Source organism: Candidatus Poriferisodalis sp., from assembly GCF_965204125.1.
Lineage (GTDB): Bacteria > Actinomycetota > Acidimicrobiia > Acidimicrobiales > Poriferisodalaceae > Poriferisodalis.
Window position 1 is genome coordinate 1,989,602 of sequence record NZ_OZ241968.1, and the last position, 18,653, is coordinate 2,008,254.

Here is an 18,653-nt window from a genome sequence, read left to right on the forward strand (position 1 = left end):
GGTGAGCCGAGCGCGGACCTGCCACAATCGCCGGGGCTCAGAGCCGGGTCGCGCAACGGAGGGCATTCATGGCATTGCGAGGAACATCTGTCGTCCGGCGCGAGGACGAGTCGCTGTTGCGCGGCCAGGGACAGTTCGTCGCCAACCTCGCCGTCGATGCCGACTGGGAACCCATGGCGCACGCCTGTTACGTGACGTCGACGGTTCCCCACGCCGAGATCAGCGGCATCGATGTGAGCGCGGCACGCAACGCGCCCGGTGTGGTCGATGTGGTCACGGCAGCCGATGTCAGTCTGGCGCCCTACCCGTCGCCGAATCCGGCCTTTGACGCCGCCATCGTGCGGCCGATGCTGGCCGCCGACCGGGTGCGATTCGTGGGCGAGCCCGTCGCCGTCGTGGTGGCCGACAGTCCGGCCGCGGCGATCGACGCAGCGGAGCTGGTCATCGTCGACTACGAGCCGCTGCCGGCGATCGTCGATCCTGAAGCAGCGCTCGAGGGCCCCGCACTGTTCGACGGCATGGCGGAGCCGAACGTCGTCATCCGCATGTCGCTCGACGGCGAGCAGGCCGACTTCGACTCATGCGAGGCGGTCGCCGAGGTCCGCACGGTCAACAACCGCATTGCGCCGTGCCCGCTGGAGCCGCGCGTTGCGGCGAGCCGCTGGGCCGACGACGGACGCCTGCACCATGTCAATGCCGGCCAAGGACCCCACCCGGTACGCGCCGGACTCGCCAAGATGCTCGAACTCGACCGCTCCCAGATGCGCGTGCTCTCGCGCGACGTGGGAGGGAGCTTCGGGGCAAAGGCTCGCCCGCATCCCGAGGAAGCGCTGCTGGGTTGGCTGGCAGCTCGCACCGGCCGGCCGGTCATGTGGGTGCCCTCGCGCACCGACGACATGGTGGGTCTCGTGCACGGCCGCGGGCAGATCCAGTACTGCCGCATCGGCGGCAGCCGCGACGGGCACATCACGGCATTTGCAGTGCACGTGGTGCAGCAGGCCGGCGCCTACGGGAACATGGGTGCGGCGCTGCCGAACAACGGCCGGGCGATGCTCGCGGGCTGTTACGACATCGCCACGCTGGGCTTCACCTCGGTTTCGGTGCTCACCAACACCACGCCGACCGGTCCTTACCGCGGCGCCGGCAGGCCCGAAGCGGCGGCGGCCATCGAGCGTGCGGTCGACGTCTTCGCTGCCGAGATCGGCATGGACCCCGCCGAGGTGCGCCGGAAGAACTTCTTGCAGCCGGAGGTCTTCCCGCTCACCACCCGCACCGGCATGCCCTACGACACCGGCGCGTACGAAGCCAGCCTGGATGCTGCGCTCGACGCGGCCGGCTACAGCGAGTTGCGTGCAGAGCAGGCCCGCCGCCGTGCGGACGGCGACGACAAGCTGCTCGGCATCGGATTGGCGACCTACGTCGAGCGCACCGCAGGCATCGGACGCTCCGAGTACGGGGCAGTGGAACTGTTGGCGGGCGGTCGCATCGTGGCTCGCACCGGTTCATCGCCCTACGGGCAGGGCCACCACACCTCATGGGCCATGCTCATCTCCGACCGCACCGGGGTGCCGATGGAGAGCATCCACATCGTCCATGGCGACACCGACGAGGTACCCCGCGGCGAAGTGACCGGCGGCTCGCGTTCGGTGCAGCTGGCAGGTACGGCCATCTGGGAAGCCTCCGGCACGCTGGTCGATCAGGCCCGCTCGGTGGCGGCGACCCTGCTGGAAGCCGACCCGGCGGACATCACGCTCGACACCGGGGCCGGCGCGTTCCACGTTGTGGGCACGCCGGCGGTGTCGGTGGGCTGGACGGCGATCGCCGAACATCTCGCGTCGGCCGCCGAGGCGTCAGAGAGCGACGGCACTTCGGACGGCGACAGGGCTGCGGGGCCGCGCCTGCTGCATGCCGAGGAGGTGTTCGACTCCGAAGCACCCACGTTCCCCTTCGGCACCCATGTCGCCGTGGTGGAGGTCGACCGCCACACCGGCGAGGTGGAGCTTCGCCGGCTCGTGGCCTGCGACGATGCCGGCACCATCCTCAACCCGCTGCTCGCAGCCGGGCAGGTGCACGGAGGACTCGCACAAGGTGCGGCCCAGGCGCTGTACGAGGAGTTCGTCTACGACCCCGACGGCAACCCGCTCACCGGGAACTTCGCCGACTACCCGATCATCTCTGCGGCAGAGCTGCCGTTCTTCGACCGCGTGGTGCTCGAGACGCCCACGCACATCAACCCGCTCGGCGCCAAGGGTATCGGCGAGTCGGGCACCGTCGGTGCCACGCCCGCAGTCCAGAACGCCGTCGTCGACGCCGTCGCCCACCTGGGGATCCGCCACATCGACATGCCGCTCACCCCCCAGCGCGTCTGGCAAGCCATCACCGACGCCACGTCTTCGAACAACTAGGGCGTCTCACCTTCGTCGGCGTCCTCAATTGCACGTCGTTCCGGTGCGGTAAGCGGCCGTACTCCGGCTTCGAGTTGTTCTAGGTCAGGCATCTCGGTGCCGGCCTCGACCGCCCCCAGCTTGTCGAACTCTCTGGCAGTGACCAGCACCCGACCCTCGAGCGAACCGACGCTCTGGTTGTAGGCAGTGACGGCCCGGCCGAGATTGGTGCCGACCCGTTCGAGATGGGAGACGTGAGTGCCCAGGCGCTCGTAGAGCCTCTGGCCAAGCTGTGCGATCTGCTTGGCGTTCTCTTCGACATCACGCCGCTTCCATGCGAACGCGACTGACTTCAGCACGGCGATCAAGAGACTCGGGCTGGTGATCAGCACACGGTGCTTAGTCCAGGCCTCCTCCCAGATGTCTTCCCGTGCGTCGATCGCCGCGTCCAAGATCGGATCGGTCGGCACGTACATCAAGACAAATTCGGGAGCGTTCTCCAGCGAGTTTGCATAGTTGCGATCGCCCAATTCCTTGGCACGGCCCCGGAGGGCTTCGGCATGTTGACGCAGGTATTCGTCACGTTCTCGTTCGTCGTTGGTTTCAATCGCCCGCTTGTACGCGTCGAGGGGTGCCTTCGCGTCGATCACCACGTCTACGTCGTCGGGAAGATGAACAACCATGTCCGGCCGCAGTTGCGAGTCAGCACCAATAGCGGTCTGGGTCACGAAATCAACCCGCTCGCGCAGCCCTGCCAGCTCGACGATTCGCTGGAGCCCTTGTTCGCCCCAAGCCCCGCGCATCCGCGAGTCGCCAAGCACTTGACGCAGTTGCTGCGTCTCACTCGCAAGACTCTCACGAGCGTTTTCGGCTCGATCGACGTGCTTGCGCAAGTCGCGAAGATCAGCATGAACAGGATCGAGAAGCTGCTTGACGTTCTTCTCCGCTGCCTCGGTTTGGCGGTTCGTCAACTGGTTGAGTTCTTTCAGGAAGGTTTCCCGGTTCGACTCGGTGATCTGTGCGGCGATGCCCTTGAACTGTTCGGTCAGCTCCGAGCGTGATTCATCCAGGCCACGCTGCGCTTCCTGAGCGGCTCGCGTCCTGACCAGCTCAAGGTCACGTTCGGCGATGTCGCCCATGAGCCGCTCGCGCTCGACTTTCTCATCGGCCAACCGGCGGGAGAGCGCGGCCCACACGATGACCGCCCCGACGGCAAGACCTGCCAGGAGACCCAGCACGACGGCAAGACCGGTGGACATAGGGCTCACTCCTTAATCGGTCATGATCATCGCGCCACTAGCGTCAGAAATGGTGCACAGCACATACGCCAGCACGCGTTCATGGGTCACGAGCAGCAAAGGCTGCGTCTCCTGAGATCGCTGCGCGCCGGCATTCCGGCCCTGGCCACGGTTCTGCTGCTGGCCGGGGCGTGCAGCACCGCCACTGACGACACCCCGGCGACGTCGGCCGCTCCGACGCCGACGATCGCTGACGGCGAGGGACTTGCCGACGACACCCCAACGACTGGCGAAACCGGGCAGGCAGATGTGCCGACGACGCAGCGGTTGCCCGACGCGTCACCGCGCCGGGGCGGCACGCTGCGCGTGCTGCTGGCTGCCGACCCCACGCCCATCACCGGCTGGACGCCGTGGGATCACGTCTGCGCATGGTCATGCCGCAATGTGCTCGACCACGTGCTCGAGACGCTCACCGTCGTGGCGCCCGACGGATCGGTGGAACCCTGGCTGGCAGAGTCGGTGTCCGCGGACCCTTCGTTGCAGCGATGGACGGTCACGCTGCGGCCGGGCATCACGTTCACCGACGGCGAGCCGCTGGATGCGCTCACGGTCAAGACCGGCATCGACGACTACCTGCGCTCGGGTCGAGCCAGCAGCAGCCACCTGCGGGAGGCCCGCATCACCTCGGTCATCGTCGTCGACGAGCTCACGCTGGTCATCGAAGTGGGCGAACCCAACGCCGGCCTTCCCGCTGCACTGGCCGGCCCCGTCGGGCGGGTCTTCTCGACCGTCGCCGCCGAGTCCGAGCCGGAGACCTTCGCCAGAGCGCCGGTAGGCACCGGGCCGTTCGTCTTCCGGCGCTGGTCGGTGGGGGAGCCGGCGGTCTTGGAGGCGAACCCCGACTACTGGCGCACCGCGGCAGATGGCTCGACACTGCCGTGGGCCGACGACATCGTCTTCACCGAGATCCCCGACGAGCGCCAGCGGCTCGAAGCACTGCTCGACGGCCGCGGTGACATTCTGATGTCGAGATCGGCCGAGCTGTCCACGGCGGTGGCCGCGGCAACCGACGGCGGGGGCCGACCGCTCACTGCCGTCCAGCGGTACGACGACAACGCAGGAGCGGTGCTGTTCAACCTGCTGCGCGCTCCGCTCGACGACATCCGCGTGCGGCGAGCGTTGCTGGCTGCTGCCGACCAGTCCCGGCTCGTCGCTGCGCTTGGGCCTGACGTCGACTCGCTGCCCGCAACGCAATGGTGGTCGCCTGCGAGCATCTGGTACTCGGAGGAGGTTGCAGCGGCCTGGCCGAGCCATGACGCCGAGCGCGCCCATGCGCTGCTGCGTGAGTACACGGAGGATCCCGAACGCTCCGACGGCCGGGATCCGGGCGAGCCGGTGCGAGTCAGGGTGCTGTGCACCGACGACCTCGCCCTCGGCCGGATGACCGCCGAGCTGAAGCGCCAGTGGGAGAGCACCGGTCTCGTCAACGTCGACGTTGAAACGCTGGCCCGCACGGGACTCGTCAGCCGGGTCATGGGCTCGGTGGTCCAGAGCCCGTCGTTCGCTGGCGACTTCGGCGCAACGTGTTGGCGGGTGGGCGGCGAGTCTGACCCGGCGGTGCTGGCGTCGGCCGCTGTCGGACCGGTGCGCACCACGCCGCTGAACGCGTCCAACGTCACCGGTGAGCACTTGAGTGCCTTGGTGAGCCTGATCAAGTCGACGGATGCGGGAGACGACCGGCGCGACGCAGTAGCGCAGTTCATGGCCGAACTCGCCAATGAAGCTCCCTACGTGTTCCTGGCCTACTCGTCGAGCGTCGTGGCGGCACCGGCAGATGTGGCCGGGCTGGGGCGAGTGTCGCTGCCCGACGGCAGGGTGGTCGAAGGGCAACGACTCGGCGTCGGTCGCTACGACGAGGTGTGGCTGCGCCGTGAGTGACAGCACCGATCCATCCGCCGCCGCGCCGGCGCTGGCACAGCTCGGCTGGCAGCGTCGCGCCCTTCCGCTACCCCAGGTGCCGAGCGGGCAGACCGTCAGCCGCGTCGCCGTGGAGCACCGCGGTGCCTACGAACTCTTCGACAGCAATGGCGAAGTCACCGGAGCACTCGACGCCGCGGCACGCCGCGCTGCCCGAACGCCGTTCGACTACCCGACCGTCGGGGACTGGGTCGTGCGCACGCTCGACGTTCGGCACGACCGCCGTGTGGCGATCACCAGCGTGTTGGATCGCAGTTCGCTGCTGTGCCGGCGCGCAGCGGGGCCACGCGCGCGGCCGCAACTGGTGGCAGCGAACGCCGACGTGCTGGCGGTAGTGACAACCGCCGCACCTGCCAGCGATGCGGCACTCGCTGGGGCTGCCGGCTCGGTGGCGCCGGACGCCGCAGGCCACCGGATCGAGTGGTACCTCACGGCGGCGTTCAGCGGCGGCGCTCGACCGGTGATCGTCGTGAACAAGATCGACACGGTGTCGGGCGCCGAATATCAAGCGACCGTCGATGCGCTGCGTCGTCGACTCGGCTCCGCAGCGGCCGAGGTGCCGATTCTGGCAACCAGCGCCCTCGACGGTCGCGGGCTCGACGGCCTCGGCGCCTTGGCCGGCGACGGTGCGACAGTCGCGCTCGGCGGACCGTCCGGGGTCGGCAAGTCATCACTGGTCAACCGGCTCGCCGGCGCCGATGTGATGCCGGTCGCCCCGCTGAGTCCAGACGGCCGCGGTCGGCACACGACAGTGCGGCGCCAGCTTGTACCGGTCGGTGGGCCCGACGGAGGGACATTCGTGGACACCCCGGGCCTGCAGGATCTGATCCCTTGGAGCGGTGATCTGGGCCTCCCGGCGGGCGCGTCCGTGCTCGACGGCCTAGAGCGGACGTTTGGTGATGTCACGGCGCTCGCTCAGCACTGCCGCTTTGCCGACTGCTCACACACGGTCGAACCCGACTGCGCGGTCATTGCTGCGGTGCAATCCGGCGAGCTGGCGGCCGAGCGCCTGAGCACCTACCTCCAGCTCGTCGCCGACATGGAAGCAGGCGACTCGCTCAGCGGCCCTTGAACTCCGGGCGGCGCTTGTTCATGAACGCGTCGACGCCCTCTTGATAATCCTCGCTGTCGAAGCACGTCCGGATCATTGCCTCCACATCGGTGAAGTCACGCTGGGACTCCGGCTTCTGCCATTGGGTCAGCGCCGCCTTGGCGGCAGCGATGGTCAGCGGGGCGTTCTGGCCGATGAGGTCGGTCCACTCGGTGACCGACGCTTCGAGGTGCGCCTTGGGCACCACCCGGTTGACGAGACCCATCTGCAGGGCCTCCTGCGCTCCGAAGCGATCGGCCAGGAAGAAGATGCGCTTCGCGGCTGAGGGTCCCACCAGCCGCATCAGCGTTCCGATCCCTGCGGCGCCGTAGCCGAGCCCCAAGCGAGCAGCGGGGATTGTGAACTGCGCATCCTCCGCCGCGACGCGCAAATCAGCCGTCAGTGCCACCGCCAGACCGCCGCCGATGCAGTAGCCGTGGATGGCAGCGATGAGCGGCTTGGACAGTCCCAGCAGCGAGGCATGGGCTCTCGACGTCGTGTCGTCGTAGTCACGGTTGCCGCTCGCGTCAGACCGCTGCTCGCCGAATTGGCTGATATCGGCACCGGCCGCGAATGCGCGCTCGCCGGCGCCGCGGATCACCACTACCCGGATCTCGTGGTCATTCTCCAGATCGGTCGCGGCATCGGTGATGCCGTTCCACATCTGCGCGCTGATGGCGTTGTGCCGCTCCGGATGGTCCAGGATGATGCGGCCCACGTGGCCGTCGCGTTCGAGATGCACCTGCCCGCTCACGGCGGCTGACGCTACCGCCCGGAGTCGATCCGGCGCGGATCAGCCGAACTCAGGATTCGGGCGGGACCCAGCTGGCGTCGCGGCGTTCGCGGAATGCGGCGATGCCCTCTGCTGCCTCGTCGCTCTGGAACAGCCGCTGGCTCAACTCGGCAGTCCACTCCCATGCTTCGCTGCGGGGCATCTGCGGCACTCTTGTGACGAGCTGCTTGGTGTTGGCCAGCGCGTTGGGGCCGCCCCGCACCAGGCGACGCAGCGTTTCCGTCACCTCGTCGTCGAGCTGGTCGCGCGGCACTGCTCGATTGATCAGCCCGGCCGCTGCTGCCCGGGGGGCAGGTACCCGCTCGCCCTCGAGGAACAGCTCGCTGGCATCGGCCCGGCGCAGCTTCGGCAGGCAGACCACCGAGATCACGGCCGGCGCCACGCCGATGCGAACTTCGGTGAAGCCGATGATGGCGTCGTCGGCGGCGATCGAGATGTCCATCGCTGCAGCCAGCCCCACACCGCCCGCGGTGACATGACCTGCAAGCCGGCCCACCACCGGCTTGTCGCAGGTCATGATCTTCTCGAGGATCTCCACGAAGTTGTGGCGCAGCGTCGGCTGGGGCACGCCGGGCTGGGCGGCACGCAGGTCCGCACCCGCGCAGAATGTGTTGCCCACGTGAGTGAACAGGATCGCTCGCACTCCGGGGTCGGCCAGCGCCGCTTCGAAGTGATCACCGATGCCGTTCACGATCTCGACGCTGAGCGCGTTGCGGTAGTCGGGCCGGTTCAGCGTGATCGTTGCCACGCCGCCCGCGACCTCATAGAGCACGGCCGCGTCCGGGTCATCAGTCGGCGTGCAATCGTCGGTGCCGTCGCCGGCAAGGTTCTCTGACATCGCGGCGATGCTAGGCAACCGGGCTCGGCCAGGAGTCGCCATTGAGGCATGACCTGCCGACGCGGCCGAACACGCTGTGCGGAGCATCGGCGAAAATCGCTTTCGTGCCCATTAGCGGCTGCTGTAGCGTCAATGATGACGAATAGCGAGCATAGGTGCCGTCGTGGCCGCAACCCCGCAACCAGTTGATCCCGCCGCCGACCCATCGGCCGATGACGGCATGGTTTCCATCGCAGACCTCCGCGCTGCAGCCGGGGCCGCGCCTCTGCCGCCTGATCAGAGCACGGGCGTCATCTACGGCTCCGACGAAGCGCATTTCGCCCACCTCACCGCTCAGCCGTACGAGCACACTGTCGAGGTGCTGGCGACTCTCGCCTAGCGATCTGCCCCGCCTGGCGGCGCAGGTCGGACGTCGGTACCGGTTTCGCCGGGAGCGGGGCGGTCATCCGGGGCTGATTTCGGCGGCTGGGTGCCGTTCTGCGTCGTTGCCGGCGTTCTTGGGATGCCCGGGCCGCAGTGATGTGGTGCTATTCCGTCGATTTTCGTTGTTCTTCGGGCGTCATTTCCGGGGTGCAAACCTCGGCCCCGGACCCGCGCGGCGGCCTGAACCTGCTGGTCAGAGGGTGTTTTGGGGTGTGCCTTAATCGTTCGTATTGTGCACAGGCTTGATGTGCTGTGTCAAGCGGGGCGGTGATGGTGTCTACGCGGCGTGCCGCTTTGGCGGGTCGCCGTCGTTGTCTGATCGCGTGAAGGCCTGTTGGTGTGCTTGGGCGGCGGTGTCGTGGTCGATGGTGCGCAGCAGGGATCTTGCCGATGAGCGACTCCAGGCGGTGCTGCCGGTGGGGGTGGCGATGCCGGCGTCGGTGAGCGCTGCTGCGATCTGGGCGAGGCTGTGGCCGGCTGAGCGCAGGCGGGATGCGAGCTTTTTGGCGGTGTCGCTGTGGCGGCTGGGTCGTCCGAAGCGGGTGCCGCGCTGTCGGGCGATCTCGAGTGCTTCGCTGGTGCGGACGCGTGCCATGTCGGATTCGAATTCGGCGACGAGGGCGCGGAACCCTATGCACATGCGGCCTTCGGGGCCGCTGAGGCCCGCGGGGAAGTCGAGCACGGCGAGGGTCCAGCCCTCGGCCTGGGAGCGTTCGTAGAGGCGCAGCAGCTCGATCGTGGAACGCGCGAGGCGGTCCGAGCGGGCTACGGCGAGTACCTGGACGTGGCCGTCGCGGAGTTGCTCGAGTGCTGCTTGCAGCAGCGGCCGCTGCTGGGTGGGGGTCGTGCCTGACACGGCGCCGTCGGTGATGCGCTCCACGATCTGCCAGCCCTGAGCAGCTGCGGCCCGTTCCACGGCGCGGTGCTGCGCGTCGGTGCTCAGGCCCGACGCGGCCTGAGACCCCGTAGATACCCGCGCATACGAGATTGCCTTCAATTCGTCAAGTTCATATGTGTGTTCATCCATTCGGGGACTGTGCCTGAAGTGAACGATTCGCGCGCAGGCCGGCCCGTCGGGCGGCATCAGTTGCATGGGTCCCCTTCCGGGACCGGCGTGCGCGCGGATCACCCACACGCCAACCCGTCCGGAAGGAACCCGCCAATGCCCAAACGCCTAGGAGCTGCGCTCGCCGCGCTGCTCACGTTCGCTGCCGTGCTCGCGGTAGTGCCGCTCGTCAGCGCCGAACCCGCCGACGCGCACACCAAGACCATCCAGCGCTGCTCCTATGACCCCTTCGCGGGCCGCCAGTGCTGGAACGAGTCCGTCCCCCACACACATCCCAAGCCCAAGCCCAAGACATCGACCAACTACTCACCCCCGCCCGACACCACGCCGCGCACCACCACCACGACCACCGCGCCGCCGCCCACGACGGCGCCGCCGCCCAAGACGTGCCCGTCGGGCACGACCGGCACCCCGCCGAACTGTCTGCCGGTCCCGTCTGACAACTCCCGCACTACTCCGAAAACGTGCCCGGACGGCACGACCGGCACCCCGCCGAACTGTCAGCCGATCCCCTCCGACAACTCCAACCGTGATGCGAACACGTGCCCGTCGGGCACGACCGGCACCCCGCCGAACTGTCAGCCGGTGCCCTCCGACAACTCCAACCGCGACGGCACGGAAGCCGACGACGGGACCGAAGGCGGCGGCGACGAAGGCGACGAGGAAGCCGAAGAGGGCGAAGGCGACGAGGAAGCCGAAGACAACGAAGAGGGCGACGACGACCCCGTAGACCCACAGACGGCCACCTACACCGTCAAGCCGTGCACCCCATACCAAGCCTCGACGGAGAGATACCAGCGCCACAGGCACCCTCTCGGGGGCGGCACCGCTGACGGCGCCTGCCACCGGGCCGACCATTCGCACTGCCCCGCTGGGCAGACCGAGCACGGCGGCCACGGCTCGCAGGACTGCCGCACGAGCGACGGGGTCACGAAGGCCACCAGAAAGGCGTGGGACGGTCTCATCAAGACCACCAAGGAGATTTGGGAAGCCTCCGACCGGAGCAGTTGGGAAATGCCCGAGGGAAGTAGCGAGGAGGCCAAAGCCGTGGTGAACGCCATCGACCGAGCGCTGAATGCACTTGAGGAAGCAGAAAAGCGCAGCGGCGTGGACGTGCAGCTGGCGCCAGGCCTGTCGATACTTCGCACCAGAGATGGCTACAACGAATTCATCACCCGATGGGACACGCTGTCAGACAACGAGAAGATTGCAGGGATCTTCGCTGTGGGCCTGTTCGGCGGCCCGGGCGTTCTGGCCGCTCTCGGTCTCGCCGTCGTCGACGTCAACGGGCCGAGGCCGAACGGCGGCGGCAGCGGCGGCGGCAGCGGCAGCGGCAGCGGCGGCAGCGGCGGCAGCGACGGCAGCGACGGCAGCGACGGCAGCGACGGCAGCGACGGCAGCGACGGCAGCGACAGCAGCAGCAGCGGCGACAGCGCAGGGGCCAGCACGCCCGAACAGACGCCCAAGGAGGCTTGGGATCAGGCCATGCGCGACTTCGTCAACGGCAAGCTCAACCGCGCAGGGCTACAGGCAGCGGCCAACCGCTATCAGTGCTCGCTGGGCGTGCAATCGAAGTGCTAGTGAGGGAACCGCTAGCAATGAGCGAGAGGCATACATAGGCCATGAGCGCAACGAACTACCATGTCACCATGGCCGAGACCGTTACGACAGCCCAGCGCAAGCAGCGGTGGCACAGGCCGCGGTCCGCGCTGCCGCCCGGCCATGAACCCGGTAACCACACACCACCGGCAAGCCGCTGGAGCTGGCGCTGGAATTGGGTGCGGCCCCGCGACGGCCGCGAGGGGCTGGCCCGCTTGGCACTATGCCTCATCGTGCCCGCGTGGTGGTTGCTGGTGGACCCGTTGGGCAGCATGGTGGCGACGGTCGGTATGATCGGTTCGCTCGCCATCGCCTGTCCGGCGTACGCCAATTGGCAGCGCCGACGCACCCCCGCCCCCAAGCGCGGCCAACGACATCAAGCCGACAGCGGCAGCTAGCCGAAACTGACGCGGTTAACGTCGGGCCCACCGGTCCCGTTCGGGGTCGGTTGGCGTGGCCCGCAGGGCCGCGGTGCTTTTCGCCGTCAAGGTCCGCCTTGCCCTTTCGGGGGCGGACCTTTGCGCTGTTGGCGTGCGCCCCGTGCCCCCGTGGGTGCCCTGCTCTGCCGGATAGGGCCGCTGCGGCGGGGCGAGGGGGCGTGATGGCACCGGCGCTGTGCGCTTGGGCGTGGGTACCGGCGGGGGGGGTCTTGCGCTCACACACTCTCGGGGCCGATGCGGCCCGTTGGTGCCCCGTGGTACGGGGTGGGCTGTGCGGCTCGAGCAAAACGCTGTCACGGCTGCGCGCAGGCTTGCCGCAGCGCCGGGGGGCGAGTCTGGTAGCACGGAGTGGCCCCCTGCCGGTGCCCGCTGGGGCAGCGCCGGGGGCCGGTGCCATCGGGGCTGTGGGGGGCTGTCGTGTGTGAAGCGCGAGACTCACCCCTGCGCCCCTGCGGGTAGCTCGGCTGTGGCCCCGCAGGGGTCCCCTCGGGGATGCGGGCACCCTCGGGCGTCACGGCCCTACCGCGCCGCTGGTGCTGCCCTTGAACACGTCGCCGAGGACGATCCCGACTCGTTGCGCGAACAGATTCTCGTCTTGGAGAAGGGGCTAGATGAACTCGCCGAAGGGGCCCCAGCGTTGACGACAAGGTCGAGGAACTGAAACAGAACGCAGACGACCTGAAGCGGTTATCGAACGAGGCCGCAGCTAACCGGCTACTACGCGCCCAGCTGATCACGGCGATTCGCGCCCAGATAGTGCAAGGCCTCGGGCATGGCCTCGCGGCTGAGCTGCTGCCCGACACCGCCGAGGACTACCTGGAGGAACGGCAACCAGAGCTGCTGAGGCAGTGTCGGCAGTGGGACTCGAATTTGGCCGGCTGGACAGACCTTCGCATTGTCTTGCCGCCCCCCGACGACAAGATGCATGCCAAGAAGCAGTCCGGTATCGACGATCTGCTGCGGGTGGCCGGTCCCCACGGCGAGCATCCGGCGCGGCGACAGTCCTTCGGAGCGCGCTCGCTGTTGTATCTCATGCTGCGACTGGCGACGGTGGCCGAACAGGGCGAGGCCACTGGCGTGCGGCTGCCGTTGATTCTCGACGATGTGCTGGTCGGCCTCGACGATGATCGTGCCGAGCGGTGTGTCCGCTTGCTGAGAGATTTCTCCGAGCAGCATCAGACCATCTTGCTGACCTGCCACCGCGGCACAGTCGAACGCGCTGAGGCGGCTCGCGCTGCGGTAGTCAACTTGCCATGAGCAATCGCTGAATGGCATTGCCGCTGCCCTTGCCTCACCCGGCATTGCCCTGAGACAAAGACATCGAAGTGAACGCTCGCCTGTTGGTCAGGGGCCGAGCGAGGTCACGGGCACGACGATGACGCCGTCGGTGCGGCGGTAGGCCGCCCCGGTCGAGGTCACTACCAGCAGTGCAGCCAGGTCAGCGTTGCGTCGGCGAGCCACCTTGTCACGCAGGCGCAGCAGCGATGCAGCCGCTGCATCCACCGCGGAGCGGCCCGGACTCAGCTTTGCCTGTACTCCGATCCACGCTCCGTCACGCCGTTCGATGACCGCATCTGCCTCAAGGCCGACGTTGTCGCGGTAGTGGTAAACGTCGGCGCCGATGCCCTGGCTCAGTATCCGCAGGTCTCGCACTACCAGCGACTCGAACAGCGATCCCAGCGCAGGCGTATCGGCCATGAGGCGCGTCGGCGTGGCTCGCAGCAACGATGCCGCCAGCGAAGGATCGACGAAGTGCAGTTTGGGCGATTTGCGCAACGAGGCCCGGGAGCGCAGTTCTACGGACCATGCCGGCTGCCGCTCGACGACGAAGATGCGCTCCAATGCGGACAGGTACGAACGCACCGTGGCGCTCGCCAGTGCCGAGTCGCCGCCAGCGTCTGCGGCCAAGCCGGTGAGCCTCGCTTCGGTTGCCACATTGCGAGCCACCGAACGCATCAGTCGCAGCAGCGCCTCGGGCTGATGCCGCACGCCGACTGCTTCGGCAACCTCCACCCGCGCTGCCTCGTTGATGTAGTCGCCGATCGCGCCGCCGGCGCCAGATGCTTCGCCTCGGGCACCAGCACTGTCGCCCACGTTGGCGGGCCAGCCTCCGAGGCAGATGGCGTCGACGACATCAACGAGCGAGACATCATCGCGGGGCACTGCCGCAGCAGTATCGCCGTCGAACATCGACTGCAGCGACGCACTGCCGTCGGAGAGCCCCGATTCGTACAGCGACATCGGGCGCATTCGGATGCGGGCAATGCGCCCCATGCCCGAGTGGCGGGTGATCTCGTCGCTCGGCGATGCCGATCCTGTCAGGATGAACTGGCCGGGCCGGCTGCGGTCGTCGCAGACCCGGCGCACCCGGTTCCACAGCGATGGCGCCATCTGCCATTCGTCGAGCAGTCGAGGCGAGGCACCCGCCAGCAGCGACTCGGGCGCAGTCTCGATAAGCAGCTGTGACGCCGGGTCGTCGATTCGGGCTTCGCTGCGCGCAAAGTGGCGGGCGGTCCACGTCTTGCCGCATGCTCGTGCCCCGTCGATGAGCACGGCGCCCACCCGCGCCAGCGCTTGGGCAATCTGAGTCTCGATGACCCGCTGCCGGTAGCCGGGCATGGTCAGCCGATCAGACGGTGGACTGTCGGTGGCGAGGGACTCAGCGTCATTCATCGCAGGCGCTCTCGCTTTCGCAGCTGCCCGTGACTCATGCGGAATCGCACTGAGACAAGGGTATCAATATAGCACTTTACAAGTTATTCATGTATCGAATTGGAGATCACTAGCAGCTTGGTTTGTAAGCTCTGCCGCCGCCACATCGGTGTCGTGAATCTGGGCTGCCAAACTCCGGCAGTCCTGCCGGTACCTCCGGGCTTAGGCTCCCTCAGATGACCGGACTACTTGCACAGGCCGAATCGGCGACCGACGCGGTCAACGCGTTGCTGGAAGTCAGTCGCGTCAACGAAGTGTGCGGCCCCGAGCCCAGTTGGGTCTGCGAACGCATCTACGACTGGACGGGCAGCGAGGGCTTTGCATCGGCCTCTGTTTGGATCGTGGACAAGCCGCTCACGGTGCTGATCATCTTGCTGCTGGCCGTCATCGCCCGGCGGGTCGTGCGCCGCGCCATCGATCACATGGTGGAGCGCATCGCGTCGGACAAGCAGCACGCCGAGGAGGACGAGGCCGCCCGCACCGCCGAAGAGGGCCGAACCTGGGACCCAGAGCGGCTCGCCGAGAAGATGAAGCAGCTGCGTGAGCGCACCGAGCGCGCCAGCCAGCGGGCCACGACGCTGGGCACGCTGTTCAAGAGCATCGCCACCACCATCATCTGGGCGGTCGCGCTCATGATGCTGCTCGGCGAATTCGACGTGAATCTCGGGCCGCTCATCGCAGGCGCGGGCATCATCGGCGTCGCCGTCGGCTTCGGCGCCCAGTCGATCGTGCGCGACCTGCTGACCGGCGTGTTCATGCTGATCGAAGACCAGTACGGCGTGGGCGATGTGGTCGACCTCGGCGACGCCGTCGGCACGGTGGAGTCGGTCGGGTTGCGCACCACACGGCTGCGCGACATCGCCGGCACCGTCTGGCATGTGCCCAACGGCGCCATCGCCCGGGTGGGCAACATGTCGCAGCTGTGGGCCCGGGTGCCGCTCGACCTCGACGTGGCCTATGACACCGACCTCGACGAGGCCATGGCGATCATCAAGCGAGTCGCGGACGAGGTGTGGCAGGAGCAAGGCGAGAGCACCACGGTGCTCGAAGAACCCACCCTGTCGGGAGTGCAGGCCTTCGGTGCCGATGCCGTCACCATCCGGGTCATGCTCAAGACCGAGCCATCTGAACAGTGGGCAACGGCGCGCCTGATGCGCAGGCGCATCAAGGCCGCATTCGACGAGGCCGGCATCGAGATCCCGTTCCCGCAGCGGACGGTCTGGGTGCGCAGCGGCGAGCCCGATGGCGAGAGCGGCGAGCGGCCCGTCAGCGCCTTCGAGACCGTGGCGTCGCCGATGGAGGCCGAAGACCCCGACACCGACGGCGCCGACAGCGATCTGTAGCTGCAGCGATGATCTAGGCGTCGGCCGGCGCCAGCGTCACGCTGACTTCGGGATGCGCCAGCGAGCCGTCCGCCACGAACGTCAGGCTCTCGATGCGTCCGGCATCGATCAAGTCGGCTCGCGTCTGCTCCAGTGTGGCGATGTGCTCATCCGCGGCACTCACGGTCACCTGCTCTGCGGGCACCCGAAGGCTGCGCCTGGCCTCGGTCTTGGCTCGGCGAACCTCGCTGAGCACCGACGCAGTGAGCTCGAACGCGCCCGAGGGACGGTCACGAACCAGCGCTTCGATCTCGCCCGCGTCGGGCCACGTCGACCGGTGCACTGAACCGCCGCGCCACCACGACCAGATCTCTTCGGTGACGAATGGCAGAAACGGCGCGAACAGACGCAGCAATACGTCGAGCGCCGTCGTCAGGGTGAGATGCGCGTCGGCTGCCGCCTCGTCGCCCTGCCCGCCATAGGCCCGGCCCTTGGCCAACTCCACGTAGTCATCGGTGAATCGCCAGAAGAACTGTTCCGACCGCTCGAGCGCCCGGGCGTAGTCGAAGTTCTCGAAGGCGTCGGTAGCGCCTCGCACCAGCCCGGCGAGCTCAGCCAGCAGCGCCGCGTCCAGGGCGTTGCGCACTGGGCCGGCACGACCGTCCGGATCGGCGTCCGTGGCCGCCCCGGGACTCGTGCCGCCGGTCAGCGTCAGAGCGAACTTCGCTGCGTTCAGCAGCTTGATGGCCAGCCGGCGGCCGATCTTCATCTGCCCTTCGTCGAAGGCCGTGTCGGTGCCAGGTCGGCCGTTGGCGGCCCAGTAGCGCACGGCGTCGGCCCCGTAGGTGTCGAGCAGGTCCACCGGCGTCACCACGTTGCCCTTCGACTTGGACATCTTCTTGCGGTCCGGATCGAGAATCCAGCCCGACAAGGCGCAGTGGTGCCAGGGGGCACAGTCATGCCCGAGATGGCTCCGCACTGCCGTCGAGAACAGCCAGGTACGGATGATGTCGTGGCCCTGGGGGCGCATGTCCATCGGGTAGGTGCGTTCCCAAAGATCCGGGTCTTCGCTCCACCCGCAGGCGATCTGCGGCGTCAGCGACGACGTGGCCCACGTGTCCATCACGTCGTGATCGCCGATGAAACCGCCCGGCTGGCCCCGTTGCGATTCGTCGTAGCCGGCCGGCACATCGCTGCTCGGGTCGACCGGCAGCACGCCGCCGTCGGGCACCAGCGGCTGTTCGATGATCGGCTCGCCCGCGTCGTCGAGCGGGTACCACAGCGGGATCGGCACCCCGAAGTAGCGCTGGCGGCTGATCAGCCAGTCGCCGCTCAGGCCCTCGATCCAATTGGTATACCGGCCCTGCATGTAGGGCGGGTGCCACGTCATCTCCGAGCCGCGGGCGATCAGGGCGTCCCGCAGCTCGGCGTCGCGCCCGCCGTTGCGGATGTACCACTGGCGGCTCGACACGATCTCCAGCGGCCGGTCGCCCTTCTCGAAGAACTTCACGGCATGGGTGATGGGGCGGGGCTCGCCGATGAGATCGCCGGAGGCTCGGAGCAACTCGACAGTTGCGGTGCGAGCGCCTCCCACCGTCCGGCCAGCCAGGTGCTCATACGCCTCGCGGCCCGCAGCACCGTCGATGCCGTGCGGCGGGTCGGGGGTGATGCGGCCCCGCCGGTCCACGATCGCCCGCACGGGCAAGTCCAGCTCGCGCCACCACGTCACGTCGGTGGTGTCGCCGAATGTGCAGATCATGGCGATGCCGGTGCCCTTGTCGGGCTCGGCCAGCTTGTGCGCCACCACCGGCACTTCCACCCCGAACAACGGGGTCAGCACGGTGGAGCCGAATAACGGCTGGTAGCGCTCGTCGTCGGGGTGGGCCACGAGCGCCACGCATGCGGCCAGCAATTCTGGCCGGGTGGTCTCGATCTCGACGGTGCCGTTGCGTGATCCTTCCGGGCTGGTGCGCCCGAATGCAATGCGGTGGTAGGCGCCGGGCCGTTCGCGGTCTTCGAGCTCGGCCTGGGCCACAGCAGTGCCGAAGGTGACATCCCACAGCGAGGGCGCTTCGATCTGGTACGCCTCGCCGCGTTCGAGGTTCCCGAGAAATGCGCGCTGCGCGATCCGCTGGCAGCGTTCGTCGATGGTGGCGTAGGTCATAGACCAGTCCACGCTCAGCCCGAGCTGGCGCCACAAGGCCTCGAAGGCGTGCTCGTCTTCGGCCGTGAGCACGTGGCACAGCTCGATGAAGTTCCGGCGCGAGATCGCCAGCTCGCCGCGGGCCTCCACTGCCTTGGCGTCGCCGCCGTCGGCAGGCGGCTCGAAGTTCTCGTCGTAGGGCAGCGACGGGTCGCAGCGCACCCCGAAGTAATTCTGGACGCGCCGCTCGGTGGGCAGGCCGTTGTCGTCCCAGCCCATCGGGTAGAAGACCTTGTAGCCGGCCATGCGCCGGTAACGAGCGATGTTGTCGGTGTGGGTGTAGCTGAACACGTGCCCCATGTGCAGCGAGCCGCTCACGGTCGGCGGCGGCGTGTCAATGCTGAATACCTGATCGCGGGTGGCGGTGCGATCGAAGCGGTACACGCCGTCGGCTTCCCAGCGCTGTGACCACTTCGCCTCGAGCCCGTCGACGGTGGGCTTGTCGGGCACCTGCGTCATGCGCCGCAAAGCTACCGGCGCGCTGCGCCAGAGGCCGATCCCGGGCACCCGCCAGATGCGAAGTACTTCGCCAATGTATCCGGGGTTGTCATGAAATTGTCACAAAAAA

The 18,653-nt window shown here is 68.0% G+C and carries 14 protein-coding genes and 1 pseudogene; 7 read left to right on the plus strand and 8 right to left on the minus strand.

Annotated elements, in window-relative coordinates; translation table 11 throughout:
- Window positions 1–68: 68 nt before the first annotated feature.
- The gene (locus ACOGXD_RS09335; RefSeq protein ID WP_419914458.1) at window positions 69–2,405 is read left to right on the plus strand and encodes a xanthine dehydrogenase family protein molybdopterin-binding subunit; all 2,337 of its coding nucleotides are present in this window, start codon (window positions 69–71) and stop codon (window positions 2,403–2,405) included.
- Here the strand turns inward: ACOGXD_RS09335 and ACOGXD_RS09340 are convergent.
- Entirely contained in the window at window positions 2,402–3,580 is a 1,179-nt protein-coding gene (locus tag ACOGXD_RS09340) for a DNA recombination protein RmuC (protein ID WP_419914460.1), read from the minus strand. The genes ACOGXD_RS09335 and ACOGXD_RS09340 overlap by 4 nt on opposite strands.
- 144 nt (window positions 3,581–3,724) lie before the next feature.
- On the opposite strand from ACOGXD_RS09340, the gene ACOGXD_RS09345 reads away from it, so the two are divergent.
- Entirely contained in the window at window positions 3,725–5,560 is a 1,836-nt protein-coding gene (locus ACOGXD_RS09345; RefSeq protein WP_419914462.1) for an ABC transporter substrate-binding protein, read from the plus strand.
- Window positions 5,553–6,671: a GTPase RsgA gene (rsgA, locus tag ACOGXD_RS09350; protein ID WP_419914464.1), complete on the plus strand. Its 1,119-nt coding sequence runs from the start codon at window positions 5,553–5,555 to the stop codon at window positions 6,669–6,671. Before ACOGXD_RS09345 ends, rsgA begins: the two co-directional genes overlap by 8 nt.
- On the opposite strand, the gene ACOGXD_RS09355 is transcribed toward rsgA, so the two are convergent.
- Window positions 6,658–7,443 carry an enoyl-CoA hydratase gene (locus tag ACOGXD_RS09355; RefSeq protein ID WP_419914466.1) on the minus strand — a complete coding sequence of 262 codons (786 nt, stop codon included), beginning with the start codon at window positions 7,441–7,443 and terminating at the stop codon, window positions 6,658–6,660. The genes rsgA and ACOGXD_RS09355 overlap by 14 nt on opposite strands.
- A 49-nt stretch (window positions 7,444–7,492) precedes the next feature.
- Entirely contained in the window at window positions 7,493–8,320 is an 828-nt protein-coding gene (locus ACOGXD_RS09360) for an enoyl-CoA hydratase/isomerase family protein (RefSeq protein ID WP_419914468.1), read from the minus strand.
- Window positions 8,321–8,483: 163 nt separating this feature from the next.
- On the opposite strand from ACOGXD_RS09360, the gene ACOGXD_RS09365 reads away from it, so the two are divergent.
- Window positions 8,484–8,699, plus strand: coding sequence for a hypothetical protein (locus ACOGXD_RS09365; RefSeq protein ID WP_419914470.1), 216 nt, complete (start codon window positions 8,484–8,486; stop codon window positions 8,697–8,699).
- 321 nt (window positions 8,700–9,020) lie between these two features.
- Here the strand turns inward: ACOGXD_RS09365 and ACOGXD_RS09370 are convergent, their stop codons facing one another.
- A complete protein-coding gene (locus ACOGXD_RS09370; protein WP_419914472.1) occupies window positions 9,021–9,770 on the minus strand; it encodes a recombinase family protein in 750 nt (249 codons plus the stop codon).
- A 135-nt stretch (window positions 9,771–9,905) separates the two neighbouring features.
- On the opposite strand from ACOGXD_RS09370, the gene ACOGXD_RS09375 reads away from it, so the two are divergent.
- Together ACOGXD_RS09375 and ACOGXD_RS09380 are read left to right on the plus strand one after the other, a co-directional pair.
- Window positions 9,906–11,390, plus strand: a complete 1,485-nt coding sequence (locus tag ACOGXD_RS09375) for a hypothetical protein (RefSeq protein ID WP_419914474.1) — start codon at window positions 9,906–9,908, stop codon at window positions 11,388–11,390.
- Window positions 11,391–11,458: 68 nt separating this feature from the next.
- Window positions 11,459–11,806, plus strand: a complete 348-nt coding sequence (locus ACOGXD_RS09380) for a hypothetical protein (RefSeq protein ID WP_419914476.1) — start codon at window positions 11,459–11,461, stop codon at window positions 11,804–11,806.
- 759 nt (window positions 11,807–12,565) lie between these two features.
- On the opposite strand, the gene ACOGXD_RS09385 is transcribed toward ACOGXD_RS09380, so the two are convergent.
- From ACOGXD_RS09385 to ACOGXD_RS09395, 3 genes and pseudogenes are all read right to left on the minus strand, one after another.
- Complete coding sequence (locus ACOGXD_RS09385; protein ID WP_419914478.1) at window positions 12,566–13,123, minus strand: hypothetical protein; 558 nt, start codon at window positions 13,121–13,123, stop codon at window positions 12,566–12,568.
- A 69-nt stretch (window positions 13,124–13,192) separates the two neighbouring features.
- Window positions 13,193–14,122, minus strand: a complete 930-nt coding sequence (locus tag ACOGXD_RS09390; protein ID WP_419917384.1) for an ATP-binding protein — start codon at window positions 14,120–14,122, stop codon at window positions 13,193–13,195.
- Window positions 14,123–14,134: 12 nt separating this feature from the next.
- Window positions 14,135–14,410: pseudogene (locus ACOGXD_RS09395) on the minus strand (AAA family ATPase); the annotation flags it as partial.
- Window positions 14,411–14,736: 326 nt separating this feature from the next.
- Between ACOGXD_RS09395 and ACOGXD_RS09400 the strand changes: the two are divergent.
- Window positions 14,737–15,903 carry a mechanosensitive ion channel family protein gene (locus tag ACOGXD_RS09400; RefSeq protein WP_419914480.1) on the plus strand — a complete coding sequence of 389 codons (1,167 nt, stop codon included), beginning with the start codon at window positions 14,737–14,739 and terminating at the stop codon, window positions 15,901–15,903.
- 13 nt (window positions 15,904–15,916) lie between these two features.
- Here ACOGXD_RS09400 and valS read toward each other — a convergent pair whose 3' ends face one another.
- Window positions 15,917–18,544, minus strand: a complete 2,628-nt coding sequence (gene valS / locus ACOGXD_RS09405; RefSeq protein WP_419914482.1) for a valine--tRNA ligase — start codon at window positions 18,542–18,544, stop codon at window positions 15,917–15,919.
- Window positions 18,545–18,653 lie beyond the last annotated feature (109 nt).